Source organism: Hoylesella buccalis ATCC 35310 (assembly GCF_000177075.1).
Classification (GTDB): domain Bacteria; phylum Bacteroidota; class Bacteroidia; order Bacteroidales; family Bacteroidaceae; genus Prevotella; species Prevotella buccalis.
In genome coordinates this window covers 1-16,145 of the sequence record NZ_ADEG01000109.1, presented here as the reverse complement: position 1 = coordinate 16,145, position 16,145 = coordinate 1, and the positions used below count along the sequence as shown (strand labels likewise).

The following is a 16,145-nucleotide window of genomic DNA, read 5'->3' as shown; positions in this document are numbered from 1 at the left end:
AAAGTCTGATGCAACATCATGCACCACGGCTTGGGTAGTAAAGATCCAAACATATGTTGTTGCAAATCATGTCTATTGATAAGCTGACTAACAATAGTTCTTATTTCTTCATTTTTCTTGAAAACCTGTGTGCTTAATCGTTTTTGCTATTTTTAGGTCTAGTTTCATTTATAAATGCAAATGTAACAATATTTTTATTATTAAAACAAAAAATAGGTAGTTATTTTTAATAAGCGTTTGCCTGATTTTCTGCTAATATTTTCGTTGTTAGGGTGCTAACCCTTTTGTAGATGAGGGTTTTTATTTTAGCAAATAAAAGTTGTTTGTTACTTAAACAATGTAGCATACGTCTTCTGTTGCTTACGACAATGGTTTTTCACTTTCATTCACTATGCTTTGGAAAGAATAGTTCCAAATGGTGGTGTTCGTTTATAGGTAAACCGTTGTAATTCAAGCAGATGACTTCTTTTTACATAAGTGCTTGGTAGTGATAGGCGGCTAAATCCTCATGTACAAAGGGTTTGAACACAATTTAATAATTCTGCCTATTTAAACTCTGTAAATGGAACAAATATTGCGCAAATCGACAGTATCTTTGCAAATGAGGAAAGGCACATCCCTGATTTCTCCAGCGTAGGTGCGTGATGCATCATGTTCGGTTCACAGAGTAAATGGACGAAGGGAGGGTAGGGGTGACAGCAAACTTTTTTTGACTTAGGATAATCAAATATATATAAACTGTAAAGTAAAAAATGGAAATCACACAAAAACAGGCAAAAGATGCCATGAGAAACACGTTTGAAAGGTTGATGAGGTTGCCAGAAGGCAGCCAGGTGCGGTGGTTGGGCACCGTGTCCGACTTGGTTGAGCTGGTCCACATGATGTGGTACGACGGTCTGACCATCAATGAACACGGACAGGTGCTCAACTTCAGCACCACCGTCAACCTTCTTTGCGAGCGGCTCAACCTGCCCTCGCCGCGCAAACCTAACACGGTGATGAATAATGTGCGAAAGCGCAAGAACCCTGATCTGCTGCTCCTCACCCGCTGCCGCCACCTGATGGAGCAAGGGGAAGAACCGCTGGGGAGGTTCATCAAAGAAAAAGCCTCTCCCCCGGCCCCTCCCCAAAGGGGAGGGGAGTAGTTAGCTTTGGACTTTGAACTGTACTTACTTTGAACTTTGAGATTTAAACATTGAACTGTACTTACTTTGAAATTTGAACATTGAACTTTGAACTTTATGATTAGCTGAGCTATCAACTCGTTAACTTGTTAACTTGTCAACTCGTCAACTTGTAAACTAAAGAACTTATAAACTCATAAACTAAAAACCCTGTCTATCTACTCCCCTCCCCTTTGGGGAGGGGTTGGGGGAGAGGCTCTTAATTACCATGAAAGCATATCTTAAATTAGAATTGAATTTTTTCGAGGCACCCGTGTACATGGAGATGCGGGCCATCGAAGGGTGTACCGGTGAAGGATGCGTGTTGGCCCTGATGCGCTACCTGCGCACCTGTCCCAAGGGAACGGGGTACCTCGCCGCGTTGAAAAACATCGCACACGACTGTCGTAAGTCAAAAACGTATTTGATGCACATCATTTCCGACTATAAAATCTTCGAAATCGTGGATCAAAAATTCTTTTATTGTCCCTACTTGGAGCATTCATTATTCGTTCAACATTCAACGAACAATCAATTTACCCCCTCGCAAGTGCTTGATAATCAAGGGTCGCCCTTATATACTAATAATACTAATAATACTAATAATACTGATAATACTGATGATACTAATAATCCGACGACGGAGAAAAAAAGAGCCGACGCCGCCGACGGAAATTTTAAAAATAAAAATCGGGAAACGATTCCGGCACGTCAGACCTGTCAACCGGAATCACAACCAGTCACCCAACCGGAATCGCAACCTGCACCGCAACAGGAAGAACAATTAGCAGCTCAATCAATGCCTCAAAGTGCTTCCCAAACGCCCGTTAGCGAGCCGACGGGCAAAAGCATGTTGGTTGATGCTCAATCTCTTACAGATAAGCGCCCAAACCACATGACTTTGGCGGCTAATGAGCATGCTATTGCCGGCCATGCGTCTGCGGCCGATGTGGAAGCGGTGGAGAAGGGCATCCTCAATGCGTTGTTTGGCGATGCAGCTTTCATGCGCAGTCTGGAAGCGCTCACGGGGCTGTGCGTCTATCGCAACGCCCACACCCGCTACTATTGTCTGCAATGGTTCCGCATGCTGCGCCATTCGCAGGGCAAGCCCATCAAGGACATCTCGGATGCCAAATGCCATCTGTTGGCTCTGCTGCGCAAGGGCAGAAAGACGCGCGAGAGCTTCCACCGCTGGCACAACGACCAGCTGGACCCCTCGCGCAGTTCGATGATTACTTAGGGAAGAATTATCGCGCCCAAACGGTTTGCGGAACGTGATGAATCACGGCCCAACGATGCCTCAGGCTCCTGCCACCAGGTAGCTCATGTAGCCCAGGAACACCACGGTGAGCAAGGCACCCTCCCAACGGGCAATGGTGTATTTGGTGCGCGAGAACAGCCAGAGCATCACCATCGAGATAATCAGCATCGACAAGTCGAGGTTGGTGATACCCTTGAGCTGCATCGGACTGATGAGGCCGGTGATGCCTAGAATCATCAAGATGTTGAACACGTTAGAACCCAACACGTTGCCAATGGCAATGCCGCTCTGTCCCTTGCGAGCCGACACCACGCTGGTGGCCAGCTCGGGCATCGAGGTTCCGCCGGCAATGATGGTCAGACCAATCACGGCATCGCTCACGCCCATCGACTTGGCAATCACCGTGGCCGAATCGACAAACAGGTTGCTGCCAAAGACCAGACAGCCCAAGCCCAACAGCAGGAAAAAAATAGATTTTGGGAGAGAATAGTTCTTTTGCGCCTCCTCGCTCTCATCGGGTTCTTGCTTGGCTCCCTTGAGGGTGAAATACATGTACAGCAAGAACATAGCGAAGAGCACGCCTGCGTCGATGCGCGAGAGATGGCGGTCGAGGCACAGCATCAGCAACATCCACGAAGCTACAAAGGCAAAGGGAATGTCCCGCTTCACCGTTGATTTCAGGATGGTCATTGGTGCCACCAAGGCGGCACAACCCACGATGAGCAGGGAATTGAAAATGTTAGATCCCAAGACGTTGCCCACCGCCATGTCGGGCGTGGACTTCAAGGCGGATAGCAGACTGACAAAAAACTCGGGCATGGAGGTTCCCATGGCCACAATCGTCAGTCCAATTACTATTTGCGACATGTGCATGCGTTCTGCAATGGCAACGGCACCGTCAGTCAACCGGTCGGCACCCCATAACACGAGGGCGATGCCGGCAATCATCCATAAAATGTTCAACCACATAATCTTTGTATTTGTTGCAAAGATAGTGCAAGCCGAAAACGAAGGAAACTTGTTTTCTTTGTTGAGGCGATGCCTATCTTATGCAAAAATACAGGATTCTTTTCACATAATCATGTTGAAACCGTGTTTTTTGCAAAATACACCTTATTATATATGTGGTTGAACAAATCAGAAGAAGAATGGTTTCCAGGCGTTAAACCTGGTATCGCCTTCGGGCCATTCTGCGGTTCTCTCCAGGATGACGCTTGCAGCTTACGTGGAGCCAGATGCGCCCAAATCGACTGTACTCAAAGAGCAGTTGGTCGAAGGGACAGTGCAGCAGGATGAAGTCGAAGTACGCCTGTCCCGCCTGTTCATTAGGCAGGCGGATGTCGGCCGCCTCACCGAAAAGATGTTGCGAGTTTCCCACGCCGTGCAGCAGGTTGTTGAGCAGTTCGCACCGATAGCCGCTGTTGATGTAGATGGGGCCGAAGCGGTGGCGCAAAGGATCGAGGACCTCGCGGCACAGCACGCGCATGTTCTCCAAGGCTTGGGCATCGGGCGTGTTGTTGATGTGATACTTTTCGGCCGTTGCCGAAGCTGTGAACTCTCGTAGCGAGAAATGCTCGCTAAGCATGTGTGTTTTCATGATAAAAATTATTTTTAGTGAATGAGAGTACAGCGTGCGGTTGTTGCCTACCTTCGCTCATCTCTCCGAGGGTCAAAGGTAGAAAAAGCATTGCAGTGGGTCGAATCCAAGCAATAGGTTTCGAAGGAGCAAAATGGATTGGGCTTGCTGATGGCGACTTCCACATAAGCATCCAACTTGAGTTGTTTGCGATTGTGTGCCAGCTTCTTGCGCTGGCGAGGCTTCACCTGGGCATGGCGGGGAATGGGGGAGGGGTGGCGAATGGTTTTGTGGTTTGTTTTTGCTCCATGCCAAAAAAATATATTAATTTTGCACCAAAATTAGAGACAGCTGAATGCAGGGGAAAGTTTTTTTTCTTTGTTGAGGCACGTTCTATTTTTACAAATCAATCAACAAAGAGACGTTATGGAAAAGAAATTGAAACCGGCAACCCTCTGCATCCGTGGAGGATGGAAGCCACAAAACGGAGAACCCGTTCAACCCCCTATTTATCAGAGTACCACTTTCAAATATGACAACACAGAGGAGATGGCACAGCTCTTCGACCTGAAGAAATCAGGCTACTTCTATACCCGTTTGGCCAACCCCACCAACGACGCTGTGGCACAGAAGATAGCAGCGCTTGAAGGAGGCGTGGGTGCCATGCTCACTTCCAGCGGACAGGCCGCCAACTTCTACGCTGTGTTTAATATCTGCGAGGCTGGGTCGCACATCGTGGCCTCTACCGAGATCTACGGCGGCACGTTCAACCTCTTTGGCGTGACGATGAAGAAACTGGGCATCGACTGTACCTTTGTAGACCAGGACGCATCGGAAGAGGAGATACAGAAGGCTTTCCGCCCCAACACGCGCGCCATGTTCGGCGAGACCATCTCTAACCCAGGATGCCGCGTGCTGGATATCGAGAAGTTTGCGCGCATCGCCCACCGCAACGGCGTGCCCCTCATCGTGGACAACACCTTTGCCACACCCATCAACTGTAGGCCTTTCGAGTGGGGAGCTGACATCGTGACCCATTCTACCACCAAGTACATGGACGGACATGCGGCCGCTGTAGGAGGAGTAGTTGTGGACAGCGGCAACTTCGACTGGATGGCGCATGCTGACAAGTTCGCCGGACTGTGTCTGCCCGATGACTCGTACCACGGACTGACGTATGCAAAGGATTTCGGCAAGATGGGCTACCTCACCAAGCTGGTGGCACAGCTCATGCGCGACCTTGGCTCCATTCCGTCGCCGCAGAACGCCTTCTTGCTCAACTTAGGTCTGGAGACGTTGCACCTGCGCATGGCCCGTCACTGTCAGAACGCTCAACGCATTGCCGAGTTCCTTGAGGCAGATGAGCGCGTGGCATGGGTTCACTACTGCGGACTGAAGAGCGACCAGCATTACGCCTTGGGACAGAAATACTTGCCGGGCGGGTCGTGTGGCGTGATTGCCTTCGGCCTGAAGGGTGACCGCGAGACGGCCGTGAAGTTCATGGACTCGCTGCGCCTCATCAACATCGCCACCCACGTGGCCGACAGTCGTACCTGCGTGCTGCATCCCGCCAGCCACACCCATCGCCAGCTGAGTGACGAGCAGTTGCGCGCGGCAGGCATCGACCCCACCCTCATTCGCCTCTCTGTGGGCATCGAGGACGTGGACGATTTGTTGGATGATATCAAGCAAAGTCTAGGATAAAAAATAATCCTAGGAATCCTAGGGGTTCTAGGGAATCTAGGGATCCTAGGAAATTTAGGGGTTCTAGGGAATCTAGGAAACCTAGAAATCTAGGGAAAACCTATTAAAAAAAATATTCCCTGGGTGCCTTGCGGGCCCAGGGAATATTTTTACTTCTTTTTCTTCTCGGATAAAATCAAAGGAATGCCTTGCCGGAATACCTCCTTCTCCTGTCCTTGTTCGAGGATGACAGCCTGCACAATCTGCATAATCATATTTGCCTGTCCCTCCTTCTCATTGTAAACACCGATCGAACCGGGGATGTTGTAATAGAATGCCACTTCATATTTCTTGCTCACCCCATTGTCATCCAACTGGTAGGTCAGTCGGGTGGGCTGTATGACAAAGGCTACGGGCGACACGCTATAGAAGCCGATGTTGCACTTCAAATCTTGGTCGGGTGCCGTGAGCAGTAGTTTCCGCAAATCGGTGTTGGTCACGTTCTCCGCCAAGGCTTTCGCTGGGAAGTTGTGGATGACCATCGTACTGTCTGTTGTCAGCGTCCACGAGATGTCCAGCGTGTCAGTGCGGTCAGTGGCACTCTTCATCTCACGCTGCGGATAAATCAGTTTGCCGGTATGCTTACCCTTCACCTTGGCAAATGCCAGCTGTACCTCTTCTTTCGTAATCTTCACTTGGTTGTCTTCATTGGAGCCAAGACAAGAGGTTAACGAGGTTGCACCCAGGGTAAGACATGCCGCTAACAGCCATGTCATCCCTACATTTTTCTTCATTTTCTTCATTTTCTTGTTTGTTAGAATTATCATTGTTTGTCAGCAAAGCAACCCATGTATTGACCGTATGAATGACAAGTGTGCGTTACTTCTGAAAAATAAACAATCGACCAACGTAAACATTGCATGAACAAATGTTAAATAACGCAAACAAAACATCGTTCCATAAAAAGCGGAACGTGATAAATCACGCCCCTACCTTTATTCGGTTACTTCCTCGTTGTTTTCTTTCTTTTCGGGTGAGAAAATGGTCTCAAAGTCGGTCATGTCGTTCTTCACAAGGATGTCGTACCACTGCAACAGTTTCCTGATGTCGCTGTCGTGAACGCGATCCTGATCGAATGACGGCAGCACCTTGGCGAAATATTCGCGCAGTTGTTTGCTGTCGGCTTTCTTATAGTTGAACGAAACCAACTTGTTTTGCTCCTGTTCGCCCACGCTCTTGAGCACCTGCCACAGTGGTACGTCGTCGGCGTCGGTGTACATGGCGATGTCGCCCAGATTGGTAACCCTGTCGGTGAAGAAGGCCGGCATGCGGCGATGTGTTTCGTCGAGCGATTCGACGATGAGGTTCATTTTTCCGCGTGATACCAATTTATAAAGTCCTGGCTTACCTGCGATTGAAAGAATTGTTTCCATTGTTATTCGTTAATTTTCGTTTGATAGATGATACATGTACCACCCCGCAACCCTGTACACCTTATATTATAGGATGTGGTTGCGGTGCAGTAGTTCTAAAATTTTCTCTATTTGTTGGGGTAAATTAGCTTTTCCATCGTTGATGATTTCCACATCGCTCAGTCGGACCATCTCGTCTTGTGACATCTGACTGCTGATCCACGCCGTGGCCTTTTCGCGGCTGATAGCATCACGAAGCATGATGCGTTCCACACGAATCTGCAATGGTGCCGTGACGCATATCACCATGTCGGGCTTGATGCGGCGGTCGAAATGAGCGTCAAACAAGATGGCACTCTCAACCCACCACAACGGCGATTGTAGAAAGTCGATAGCTACAGCGGGGTGAACGATGTCGTTAACCGCTTGCTTGTTGGTCTCTGATGCCAACAGGAACTGGGCGAGCACCGACTTCTGAAGATCCGTTCCCTCGTACACATCCGGTCCCACCAGTTGTATGAGTTGTTGCCGCAGCTGACTATCTTCTCGCATGAGCCGTTTGGCCGCTTCATCACAGTCGTAGACGATAATGCCGTGCTGCCTGAGCAATTGGCAGACAAAACTCTTGCCCGACCCGATGCCACCCGTGAGGGCGACAATACTTTTCTTGTTGTTCATCGCACCGTTGGTTGCATGGGTGGTTATTGTTGTTCTACGAGATAATCCACCTGGCTCATTTCCAACCGCGCTTGTCGTACCTCAGCGGGAACGGTTTTCAGGTGCAAGGCACATTTGTCCGATGGGTTTGCCTGCAGCTCGTTGTAGTCGACCACCACCTCGAATTGTTTTTCATTGATTTTCCTGAATGCCGTGACACCGATGTTGAACAGCACCTTTACCTTGGTTGGGAAGGTGCGCAGGGTTTTACCTTTTGGCATGTTGATGGCCTTGATGGGCACCTCGATACTCTCTTCGGTGAGGATGTCGGGGAAGAGCCCAATCTTTACCTGCTCCGGGACCGTCTTTACGCCAATGATTTTCTGCAAGTTGACCTTTCGAATCAGTGTGTCCGTGAAATTGGTGATGTTCAGTTTCTCGGTCAGGATGTATGTCAGGCTGTCCAGTTTGCTTTGCTGCGCATACACCGTCACCTTTTCGGGCCAGAAGCTCACGCGCGCCAGGTAGTAGTTCTTGGCGGGTGTCATGGTACCGTTCATGCGTACTGGCAGGGTTTTCGACTGTCCGAAATTGAAGAAGAATCTCAGCTGGTCGGGCTTCAGTGCGGTGATTCTGGAAGAAGTGGCCAGGCGTTGGTACAAGATGTTCTGCACGTCGGCCAGGGGTACACTTCCTCTACCTGCACTTTCGTTGGCGTAGGTAGAAAAGTTGAGGTTGATGGGTCGTAACCGTCTGCCCGTAAAGTCGCTCATGAAGGCAAATCCTTTGTCGCGTACCGTCATGATGACGGTGTCGGGCATGTTGGTGGTGATGATGATGTTTTTGGGCACGTTGACCAAGCGTATGGGCACGGGAATCTCCTTTTCGTACATCTCATCGAGCGTCATGGAGAGCCAAAACGCCGCACTGAGAAATAGGAAAAACAAAAACACCAGGAATCGCTTGGATACCAAGTCGAGCAAGAAATTCCTGATGGGTGCGGTGATACGCTTGAGCTGCTTGAGCATGTGCGATTGCGGTTAAGCGTTGGTTGTGTTCTGCGAAGCCGCGTCGGCATAAAGGAAGTTGCGGTCAACCTGTACGGTGACGCCGCGCGCGATTTCCACGTCCACCTTGTTTGTAGTGAGGTCGATGCGCTTCACGGTGCCGTAGATGCCGCCGTTGATGATTACCTTTGAGCCTTCCTGCAAAGCGTTTTGGAAGTTGCGTATCTCCTTTTGTTTCTTTTGTTGTGGACGAATCATGAACAGCCACATGATAGCCAGCATGGCCACCATGAGGATGAGCATGCTTGTTCCGCCGCCTGCTGCTTGTGCAGCTAATAATAGTGTTGTCATATTTGATTGATTGATTAATTAATTCGTATTTGTATTTCTATTTTGTCTATTCTTGTCCTTCGGTCGGTTGCTCTGTATCAGGAGTTTTCTCTCTCTTGGCAGACCGGCGCTGCTTAGGTTCAGGCATGGGTTTGAGCATTTTGCCTGTTGAAATAAGGTGACGAGCGATGGAGTCGAGCATGCCGTTGATATATCCGCCGCTCTTCGTAGTGCTGTAGCGCTTGGCCTGGTTGACGTATTCGTATATCGTCACCGAGACGGGGATGTTCGGGAACGTGAGCATCTCGGCGATGGCAATCTGCATGATGACCACGTCCATGTAGGCCAACCGTGAGAAGTCCCAGTTGCGGCTGGTTTCGCTCATGTACAGCTGGTAGGTGTCGGCATTGAGGATGGTGGCACGGAAGAGTTTGGTGGCGAAGTCGCGGTCTTCCTCGTCCTTGTATTCGGGCAAGATTTCCTGGTCGGCCTTGTTGGCCTGGTCGAACCGCCTGATGGTTTTCAGCACGAAAGTGTCTACCACCTCTTTGTCATCGTTCCAGTAGAGGCTCTTCTCCTCGAGCAGGGCATCCAATTCGGGATTATCCTGAATGAGCTGTTTGTACAGCTTGCGCCATACCTCGCGGTCGGCCTCATAACTGTCGTCCGTGTCGGACATGTATGCTTGGTAGGTTTCCGACTGCTCAATCTGGTTGCATATCTTTCTTATGAACTCAACGTCATCATCCCAGGTTAGTTTCTGTTCTTCAATGAAGTCGTTGAGCATCTTGTTCTCTTCCAGTTGAACGGCGAACTTGTTGAAGGCGAACTTTTGTGAAGGCATCTCCGTTCCTTCCCTTTCGGCCTTCTGCGTGTTGATTTCCACTCTGTGTCGCTCTTCACGCGAGATGGCCACGATGAGTTGGAGCAGATAGATGTACAAATGGTATGCTTTGGAGAGGCAGAAAAGCAACTCTTTCTCAGCGTTATCCATGTTGTGATTGCCATTCTGATAGTATGCGTAGGTTAACTGGACTATCTTGGTCCTGATTATTTCACGATTGATCATCCTTGTGTTCTTTCTATTTTTATCATGCAAATGTAGCCTTTTTTTACATGACTTGCAAGCAATCTTTCTTGATAATAGCAATTTTTTACAGAAACTTTGCATATCTCAGATAATTCAAGTAACTTTGCAGCGCTTTTTTGAGCGCATCAGTGACGCCGACGCATGTCGTAAAAGTAGGGGAGAGGAGCCATGCTCCACCTTTGCTCTTACTAGCGGCATCGGCCAAGCAGGAGAGTCCTGCGTCTCTGTGTGATGGCGAATTAAGGCAATGAAAGTTCAACAACTTAATTTAGAGTAACACATTATGAAAGAGATTAATGTATCAGGTAAGAAGCGTGAAGACCTTGGAAAGAAAGCTTCTAAGCAATTGAGAAAAGAGGGTTATGTGCCCTGTAACATTTACGGTGCAGCACAGGCTGACGGCAAACCGGAAGCATTGGCTTTCGCAGCTCCCATGTCAGAGTTGCGCAAGGTGGTGTACACACCGCATATCTATGTCATCAACCTCAACATTGATGGCGAAAGTCATACCGCCATCTTGAAAGAACTGCAGTTCCATCCTGTGACGGACGCACTGCTCCACGTTGACTTCTACGCTGTGAACGACCAGAAGCCTATCACCATCGGTATTCCGGTGAAGTTGGTTGGATTGGCACAGGGTGTACGCGATGGTGGACGCATGAACCTGTCTATCCGCAAGGTGAACGTTACCGCTCCTTACCAGCGTATTCCAGAACATCTGGACATCGACGTTACCAACTTGAAAATCGGCAAGAGCATCAAGGTGGGTCAGCTGAATTTTGAAGGACTGGAAATGGCTACATCGAAGGATGTCGTGGTATGCTCTATCAAGATGACACGTGCCGCTAACTTGTCTACTGGCGAAGAAACAGAGGAAGAGGGCGAGGCAGCCGCTGAGGGCGAAGGTGAAGGCGAAGCTGCACCAGCAGAGGCTTAATCAGCCCGTGATAGTCACGATAGTTTAATCAATGGACAAATACTTGATTTGTGGTCTGGGAAACCCAGGTGCTGAATATGCGGGAACCCGCCACAACACTGGATTTATGGTATTGGACGCTTTTGCCAAGGCGTCCAATATCGTTTTTGAGGATAAGCGTTATGGCTTCGTGGCGGAAACCAGTCTGAAGGGTCGCAAAATCATCTTGCTCAAGCCCACTACGTTTATGAACCTCAGCGGTAATGCCGTGCGCTATTGGCTCAACAAGGAAAACATTGATCAGCGCCGCTTGCTCGTGGTTTCAGATGATGTGGCCTTGCCCTTAGGCGAGTTCCGCCTCAAAGGTAGTGGCAGCAATGGCGGGCACAACGGACTGGGACACATCCAGCAGCTCATCGGGCAGAACTATCCCCGTCTGCGCATGGGCATTGGCAACGAGTATCCGCGTGGCGGACAGGTAGACTGGGTGCTCGGGCACTATGATGAGACGGACATGCAGGTTCTTCAGCCCGCCATCGACACGGCGGTGGAAATCATCAAGAGCTTTGTCCTGGCTGGCATCGACATCACCATGAACCAGTTCAACCAACAGGGGAAAAAGAAAGGGGGGCAATAAGGCTAATAAGGCCAATAAGCCCAATAGGCCTAATTGGCCTAATAAGCCTAATTTGCCTAATTGGCCTAATTTGCCCAATAATCACTATGACAGAAACCACCTCCACCACTACCAACCTTCGTGTCAAGGACACCGGATCGGCGCGCATTGACAAGTGGCTCTGGGCGGCTCGCATCTTCAAGACCCGCACACTGGCTGCTGATGCTTGCAAGAACAATCGTGTGAGCGTCAATGGGGTGAACGTGAAGCCAAGTCATGTCATCAAGCCCGGCGAAACGATTGATGTCAAGAAACCGCCCATCACCTATTCGTTCAAGGTGATTAAGACCATCGAACAGCGGGTGGGGGCTAAGTTCATTCCACAGATATACGAGAATGTCACCGATGCCAAGCAGTACGAACTGTTGGAGATGAGCCGCATCAGTGGATTTGTAGACCGTGCCCGTGGAACCGGTCGCCCCACGAAGAAAGACCGTCGCAGCATGGATGCCTTCGTCCGTCCGGCTCTCTTTGGATGGGATGAAGAGGATGAGTGGGATGAAGAAGATGATGACAACCAACAATAAGGCTAATAGGCCTAATAAGGCTAATAAGCCCAATTGGCCTAATAATCCCAATAATCACTATGACCAAACCAACCACCACCACAGCATCCAAACGGCAACCCTGTAACGTTGCCATCTTTGTTTCCGGCAGCGGAACCAACTGCGAGAACATCATACGCTATTTTCAAGATTCACTGCTGGTGCATGTCGCGCTGGTGTTGAGCAATAAGTCAGATGCCTACGCCTTGGTGCGAGCCGAAAGACTGAACGTTCCTACCGTTGTCGTCTCCAAGGCCGAGTTCGGCAAGGCTGACGAGGTGCTGAAGATACTCGATGAGCATCATATCGATTTCATTGTGTTGGCTGGGTTCTTGCTGATGATTCCCGATTATCTCATCCAGTCTTACCACCGGCGCATGATTAACCTGCATCCCGCTTTGCTGCCCAAGTTTGGCGGCAAGGGCATGTACGGACACCATGTGCACGAAGCGGTGAAGGCCGCGGGCGAAACCGAGACAGGTTTCACCGTTCATTGGGTCAGTTCGGTATGCGATGGCGGAGAGATCATCGCTCAGTTCCGCACGCCACTACTCCCATCCGACAGTGTCGACGATATTGCGGAGAAAGAGCACCAACTGGAGATGAAGCATTTCCCGCAAGTGATTGAGCAAGTTGTTCGGGAATTCTTGGAAGAGAATAGAATTAGTGGGAGTTAGCAGGAGTATCTTGTAGTTACCAGGAGTTAACGGACATTAGCTTTGCAAATAATTCACTTCTTTGGCAACGCTATTGTCCGTTAACTTCTATTTACTCCCCATTAACTCCCGTTACCTCCCATTAACTTGATTGGCAACACTAATCTCTACCAGTGTCTGCCGCCATGACCGCCTTGGTTGCCACGGCCGCCGTAGCGTTGACGACCACCAAAGGCACCAGCTCTTTCACGCATGCCTTGACGTGCTTGGCGGCCGCCAAAGATGTTCAATCGATAAATCACGTGCAGCATGGCATAGCTGTTGATGCTGTTGTATTCGGTGTCGCTGCGCCGCATGGCATCAATGGACCTGCTGAAGTTGCTCTGATTGTTCAGGATGTCGTAGAACTGCAACGACAGCGTGAGGTTGCGCTGTTTGAGCAGACTCTGCGACAACTGCACGTTCCAAACCAGCTCGTTGGTGTTCATAGCCTGGTCGTTGTAGCCACGTCGACTGTTCTCATGCAAGTCGGTCGACAGACTGGTTCCCCACGGAGCCGTCAAGTTCACGTTGATACCGTAGGAAAAGCGCCATGTGTCCAGGTTGCTTTGTTTTTGCAGTTGGTTGCGCGAGTGGTCATAGTTCACCGATCCATTCAGCTCTACTTCCAGCCATTCGTTGCGGAAGCTCATCCCCAGACGCTCGTTAACCGATAGCGACCGTGTAGTGTTCTTCTGCGAGTCGGCTTTGCGGTTGAGGCTGATGTACCCCACACGGTTGTTGTATCCCAGAGAAGTCCACGTGTTGATGTTCCACACCCCCGCAGTGTCAATCGAGCAGTTGTACATCAGTCCGCCATTGACATTCCAGTTGCCGTTGATGTTTTCTGGCCGCGTTGTTCTTCCACCCGTTTTCTCATCGTAGGTCACCTTGCGGCTAATACTGTTGCGCGTGTTGCCATAGTGCAGATAGCCCATGATGCCTTGCTGATGGCTTTTGATGTAATTGTTGTAAAACAGGCGGAAGTTGTTTGTGAACGATGGTTTCAGTCCTGGGTTTCCCCTGGATATGTTCAAGGGGTCGCTGTCGTCATAAATGTCCAATAGTTCTGCGATACCCGGTTGCGTGGTGTAGCCTCGGTAGTTGATGCGCAGGTTGCTCACGTCCGAGAAGCGGTAACGGAAGTCCAGGGTGGGGGTCATGTTGGTCACGGTGCGGGTTGTGTCAGCATCCACTCCTTGATAACGTTGGATGAATTTCGACTTCTGCGGCTGTACCATCAGTCCCACGTTGAAGTCGTACTTGGTGCGAATCATGCGGAAACCCAGGTTCACCTCGTGCGTATAATTTTGGTATTGCGAGAACCTACTCAGCTCTTCGTCCAGATACGTCTCGTAGGGGTGTTCCAATCTACTCAGATAACTGTTCCAGTTGCGGTACACAGGACTGAGGCCGGCGAAGAAGTCCTCGCCCAAGTTGCTGAAGTCGTAGGTAGAGCGGTCGCTCTTGCTGTAGCTGTAGTTGAACTTGTAGCTCAGTTGCAAAAATGTGGCCTTCCACAGGGGTTCGCTGTAAGTAGCCTGCACACTGTAGTTCCAGTTCTTAGACGGGGTGAGATTGTAGCGGTTGGTTTGGTAGGTTGAGTCGTTGCCCAGCGCATTTTTCACCTTATATAAATGCACGTTGCTCATCGTGAGGTTGTTGTTTTCGCTCTCGTTATAGTGGGCGCCGGCCCTCAAGGTGACGTTGCGACCTTTGTTTCCCAATCGTCTGTTCAGTTGCAGCATCCCGCCGAAACGTTTGTTCTCACCGTAGCTGATGCCATTGTGATCGCGCCTGTTCACCACCACACTGTCGGCCGCCATCTGGGCCAACGATTCGGCTGCCAATGGGTCGCTGGCATGTAGAAACGGGTCTTCGTTATACGATGCCGACTGGTTCCAGCTGCGCCCGTCGTTGGTAGAATAACTCAAACTGGGGCGAAACATGATGTTGGTCAGCGTGTCGGGCGTCCATTCCACTCGCATGTTAGCATTCCAGCTGTTGTTTCGTCCATATTGCTGGTTGACGCTGTTGGAGAACGAGCCCACACGACTGACGAAGTTCTCTGTCGATCTTTTCGTGCCGATGTCACTGTCTGAGTGGTTCCAGCGCACGCTTCCGTCTATTTTCAGCGTGTCTTTCTTTTCGTAGTTCAGGTTCAGCCCCACCATTTTGTTGGCGTTCAGTCCGTTTCTTCCTCTTCTAAAGCCACCCCTTCGCCCAAATCCCATGTCGTTGGTGTTGTTGGCGTTGCCAAAGGTCATGATACGCAGACCGTCTTTAAAATAAGCCGCCATGAGGCGTTCGGCATAGCGGTCTTTGGTTCCCACGGCCAGGTCGACGTTGCTAATCATTCCTTTGTTCATGCCGCGTTTCAAACCAAAGTCGAGCACCGTCTCCTCGTTGCCATCATCAATGCCCGTCACGCGTGCCAGGTCGCTCTTCTCATCGTACGCCCTTATCTTTTCTATCGCGTTGGCGGGCAGGTTCTTCATGGCCGTTTTGGTGTCGCCAACCATGAACTCCTTGCCGTCCACCTTAATCTTTTTCACCTCCTTGCCATTGATGGTAATCTTCCCATCGTCGTCTACCTGTGCGCCCGGAATGCGTCTCACCAGTTCTTCGGCCACCGACCCTTCCGGCGTGCGGTAAGCCGAGGCGTTGTAGATGAAGGTGTCTTTCTTCACCACTACCTTCATGGCTTGTCCCGTGACCTGCGCCTCTTTCAGCATCACGGCATCGGGGCGCATCGCCGTTTGTCCCACCTTCACAGACTCGTTCTTCGTTATGTGGATGTTTTGGAAACTGGTGATGTAGCCAATGCTCGACAGCTTGAGCAGGTACCTGCCGTTGGCGGGAGCCTTCAAGGTGTAGGCGCCATGCTTGTTAGATACGGCTCCGGTGACAAACGTGCTGTCTGTTTTCAACAACTGTACTGTGGCATGCGTCATCGGCTCGTTGGTCTCTTTGTCTACCAGTGTTCCTGTAATCTGTCGTTCTTGTGTCCATGCGGCCATTGACATCATCATCAATGCCAGCAGGGTGAGGAGTTTTCGCTTCATCTGTTTAGTTTCTTTTACCTTTCTCATCGACCTTGTTGTAGTTTCCAGGGCCGAGATACCTTATTATAT

General features: G+C 50.0%; 17 protein-coding genes. 8 read left to right on the top strand and 9 right to left on the bottom strand.

Annotated features, from left to right (window positions below; all coding sequences use genetic code 11):
* Positions 1-752 precede the first annotated feature (752 nt).
* Complete coding sequence (locus tag HMPREF0650_RS11555; protein WP_004351003.1) at positions 753-1,145, top strand: hypothetical protein; 393 nt, start codon at positions 753-755, stop codon at positions 1,143-1,145.
* A gap of 247 nt (positions 1,146-1,392) precedes the next feature.
* Positions 1,393-2,403, top strand: coding sequence for a hypothetical protein (locus HMPREF0650_RS11550; RefSeq protein WP_004351001.1), 1,011 nt, complete (start codon positions 1,393-1,395; stop codon positions 2,401-2,403).
* Positions 2,404-2,463: 60 nt separating this feature from the next.
* Here the strand turns inward: HMPREF0650_RS11550 and HMPREF0650_RS11545 are convergent, their stop codons facing one another.
* Both HMPREF0650_RS11545 and HMPREF0650_RS11540 read right to left on the bottom strand, forming a co-directional pair.
* A complete protein-coding gene (locus HMPREF0650_RS11545) occupies positions 2,464-3,393 on the bottom strand; it encodes a calcium/sodium antiporter (RefSeq protein ID WP_004350999.1) in 930 nt (309 codons plus the stop codon).
* A gap of 193 nt (positions 3,394-3,586) precedes the next feature.
* Positions 3,587-4,021, bottom strand: a complete 435-nt coding sequence (locus tag HMPREF0650_RS11540; RefSeq protein ID WP_040563326.1) for a D-Ala-D-Ala carboxypeptidase family metallohydrolase — start codon at positions 4,019-4,021, stop codon at positions 3,587-3,589.
* A 95-nt stretch (positions 4,022-4,116) separates the two neighbouring features.
* Here HMPREF0650_RS11540 and HMPREF0650_RS13290 point away from each other — a divergent pair, with 95 nt between their 5' ends.
* Together HMPREF0650_RS13290 and HMPREF0650_RS11530 are read left to right on the top strand one after the other, a co-directional pair.
* Complete coding sequence (locus HMPREF0650_RS13290; protein WP_162013140.1) at positions 4,117-4,536, top strand: hypothetical protein; 420 nt, start codon at positions 4,117-4,119, stop codon at positions 4,534-4,536.
* Positions 4,427-5,704 (top strand): O-acetylhomoserine aminocarboxypropyltransferase/cysteine synthase family protein, encoded by a 1,278-nt coding sequence (locus HMPREF0650_RS11530; protein ID WP_004350997.1) that lies wholly within the window; start codon positions 4,427-4,429, stop codon positions 5,702-5,704. The genes HMPREF0650_RS13290 and HMPREF0650_RS11530 overlap by 110 nt, the downstream gene beginning before the upstream one ends.
* Before the next feature lie 149 nt (positions 5,705-5,853).
* Here the strand turns inward: HMPREF0650_RS11530 and HMPREF0650_RS11525 are convergent, their stop codons facing one another.
* The 6 genes from HMPREF0650_RS11525 to nusB form a co-directional block, all read right to left on the bottom strand.
* Positions 5,854-6,477, bottom strand: coding sequence for a DUF4840 domain-containing protein (locus HMPREF0650_RS11525; protein WP_162013139.1), 624 nt, complete (start codon positions 6,475-6,477; stop codon positions 5,854-5,856).
* A 201-nt stretch (positions 6,478-6,678) separates the two neighbouring features.
* Positions 6,679-7,116: a DUF5606 family protein gene (locus HMPREF0650_RS11520; RefSeq protein ID WP_004350993.1), complete on the bottom strand. Its 438-nt coding sequence runs from the start codon at positions 7,114-7,116 to the stop codon at positions 6,679-6,681.
* 66 nt (positions 7,117-7,182) lie between these two features.
* The gene (gene coaE / locus HMPREF0650_RS11515; RefSeq protein WP_004350991.1) at positions 7,183-7,773 is read right to left on the bottom strand and encodes a dephospho-CoA kinase; all 591 of its coding nucleotides are present in this window, start codon (positions 7,771-7,773) and stop codon (positions 7,183-7,185) included.
* Positions 7,774-7,796: 23 nt separating this feature from the next.
* Positions 7,797-8,780: a CdaR family protein gene (locus HMPREF0650_RS11510; protein ID WP_004350990.1), complete on the bottom strand. Its 984-nt coding sequence runs from the start codon at positions 8,778-8,780 to the stop codon at positions 7,797-7,799.
* A gap of 12 nt (positions 8,781-8,792) precedes the next feature.
* Complete coding sequence (yajC, locus tag HMPREF0650_RS11505) at positions 8,793-9,110, bottom strand: preprotein translocase subunit YajC (RefSeq protein ID WP_004350988.1); 318 nt, start codon at positions 9,108-9,110, stop codon at positions 8,793-8,795.
* A gap of 46 nt (positions 9,111-9,156) precedes the next feature.
* A complete protein-coding gene (nusB, locus tag HMPREF0650_RS11500) occupies positions 9,157-10,158 on the bottom strand; it encodes a transcription antitermination factor NusB (RefSeq protein WP_004350986.1) in 1,002 nt (333 codons plus the stop codon).
* A gap of 304 nt (positions 10,159-10,462) precedes the next feature.
* Between nusB and HMPREF0650_RS11495 the strand changes: the two genes are divergently transcribed.
* The 4 genes from HMPREF0650_RS11495 to purN all read left to right on the top strand — a co-directional run bounded on the left by HMPREF0650_RS11495 (position 10,463) and on the right by purN (position 12,993).
* Positions 10,463-11,116, top strand: coding sequence for a 50S ribosomal protein L25/general stress protein Ctc (locus HMPREF0650_RS11495; RefSeq protein ID WP_004350985.1), 654 nt, complete (start codon positions 10,463-10,465; stop codon positions 11,114-11,116).
* Positions 11,117-11,147: 31 nt separating this feature from the next.
* Complete coding sequence (gene pth / locus HMPREF0650_RS11490) at positions 11,148-11,732, top strand: aminoacyl-tRNA hydrolase (protein ID WP_004350983.1); 585 nt, start codon at positions 11,148-11,150, stop codon at positions 11,730-11,732.
* Positions 11,733-11,818: 86 nt separating this feature from the next.
* Positions 11,819-12,298, top strand: coding sequence for an Hsp15 family ribosome-associated heat shock protein (locus tag HMPREF0650_RS11485; RefSeq protein WP_004350981.1), 480 nt, complete (start codon positions 11,819-11,821; stop codon positions 12,296-12,298).
* 59 nt (positions 12,299-12,357) lie between these two features.
* Positions 12,358-12,993, top strand: a complete 636-nt coding sequence (gene purN, locus HMPREF0650_RS11480) for a phosphoribosylglycinamide formyltransferase (protein WP_004350978.1) — start codon at positions 12,358-12,360, stop codon at positions 12,991-12,993.
* Positions 12,994-13,139: 146 nt separating this feature from the next.
* On the opposite strand, the gene HMPREF0650_RS11475 is transcribed toward purN, so the two are convergent.
* Positions 13,140-16,103, bottom strand: coding sequence for a TonB-dependent receptor (locus tag HMPREF0650_RS11475; RefSeq protein WP_004350977.1), 2,964 nt, complete (start codon positions 16,101-16,103; stop codon positions 13,140-13,142).
* Between the last annotated feature and the right edge of the window lie 42 nt (positions 16,104-16,145).

What these genes read in the sequence shown, in the direction of transcription:
- HMPREF0650_RS11555 (WP_004351003.1), top strand. Translation starts at nt 753, where the DNA reads ATGGAAATCACACAAAAACAGGCAAAAGATGCCATGAGAAACACGTTT.
- HMPREF0650_RS11550 (WP_004351001.1), top strand. Translation starts at nt 1,393, where the DNA reads ATGAAAGCATATCTTAAATTAGAATTGAATTTTTTCGAGGCACCCGTG.
- HMPREF0650_RS11545 (WP_004350999.1), bottom strand. Translation starts at nt 3,393, where the DNA reads ATGTGGTTGAACATTTTATGGATGATTGCCGGCATCGCCCTCGTGTTA.
- HMPREF0650_RS11540 (WP_040563326.1), bottom strand. Translation starts at nt 4,021, where the DNA reads ATGAAAACACACATGCTTAGCGAGCATTTCTCGCTACGAGAGTTCACA.
- HMPREF0650_RS11530 (WP_004350997.1), top strand. Translation starts at nt 4,427, where the DNA reads ATGGAAAAGAAATTGAAACCGGCAACCCTCTGCATCCGTGGAGGATGG.
- HMPREF0650_RS11525 (WP_162013139.1), bottom strand. Translation starts at nt 6,477, where the DNA reads ATGAAGAAAAATGTAGGGATGACATGGCTGTTAGCGGCATGTCTTACC.
- HMPREF0650_RS11520 (WP_004350993.1), bottom strand. Translation starts at nt 7,116, where the DNA reads ATGGAAACAATTCTTTCAATCGCAGGTAAGCCAGGACTTTATAAATTG.
- coaE (WP_004350991.1), bottom strand. Translation starts at nt 7,773, where the DNA reads ATGAACAACAAGAAAAGTATTGTCGCCCTCACGGGTGGCATCGGGTCG.
- HMPREF0650_RS11510 (WP_004350990.1), bottom strand. Translation starts at nt 8,780, where the DNA reads ATGCTCAAGCAGCTCAAGCGTATCACCGCACCCATCAGGAATTTCTTG.
- yajC (WP_004350988.1), bottom strand. Translation starts at nt 9,110, where the DNA reads ATGACAACACTATTATTAGCTGCACAAGCAGCAGGCGGCGGAACAAGC.
- nusB (WP_004350986.1), bottom strand. Translation starts at nt 10,158, where the DNA reads ATGATCAATCGTGAAATAATCAGGACCAAGATAGTCCAGTTAACCTAC.
- HMPREF0650_RS11495 (WP_004350985.1), top strand. Translation starts at nt 10,463, where the DNA reads ATGAAAGAGATTAATGTATCAGGTAAGAAGCGTGAAGACCTTGGAAAG.
- pth (WP_004350983.1), top strand. Translation starts at nt 11,148, where the DNA reads ATGGACAAATACTTGATTTGTGGTCTGGGAAACCCAGGTGCTGAATAT.
- HMPREF0650_RS11485 (WP_004350981.1), top strand. Translation starts at nt 11,819, where the DNA reads ATGACAGAAACCACCTCCACCACTACCAACCTTCGTGTCAAGGACACC.
- purN (WP_004350978.1), top strand. Translation starts at nt 12,358, where the DNA reads ATGACCAAACCAACCACCACCACAGCATCCAAACGGCAACCCTGTAAC.
- HMPREF0650_RS11475 (WP_004350977.1), bottom strand. Translation starts at nt 16,103, where the DNA reads ATGAGAAAGGTAAAAGAAACTAAACAGATGAAGCGAAAACTCCTCACC.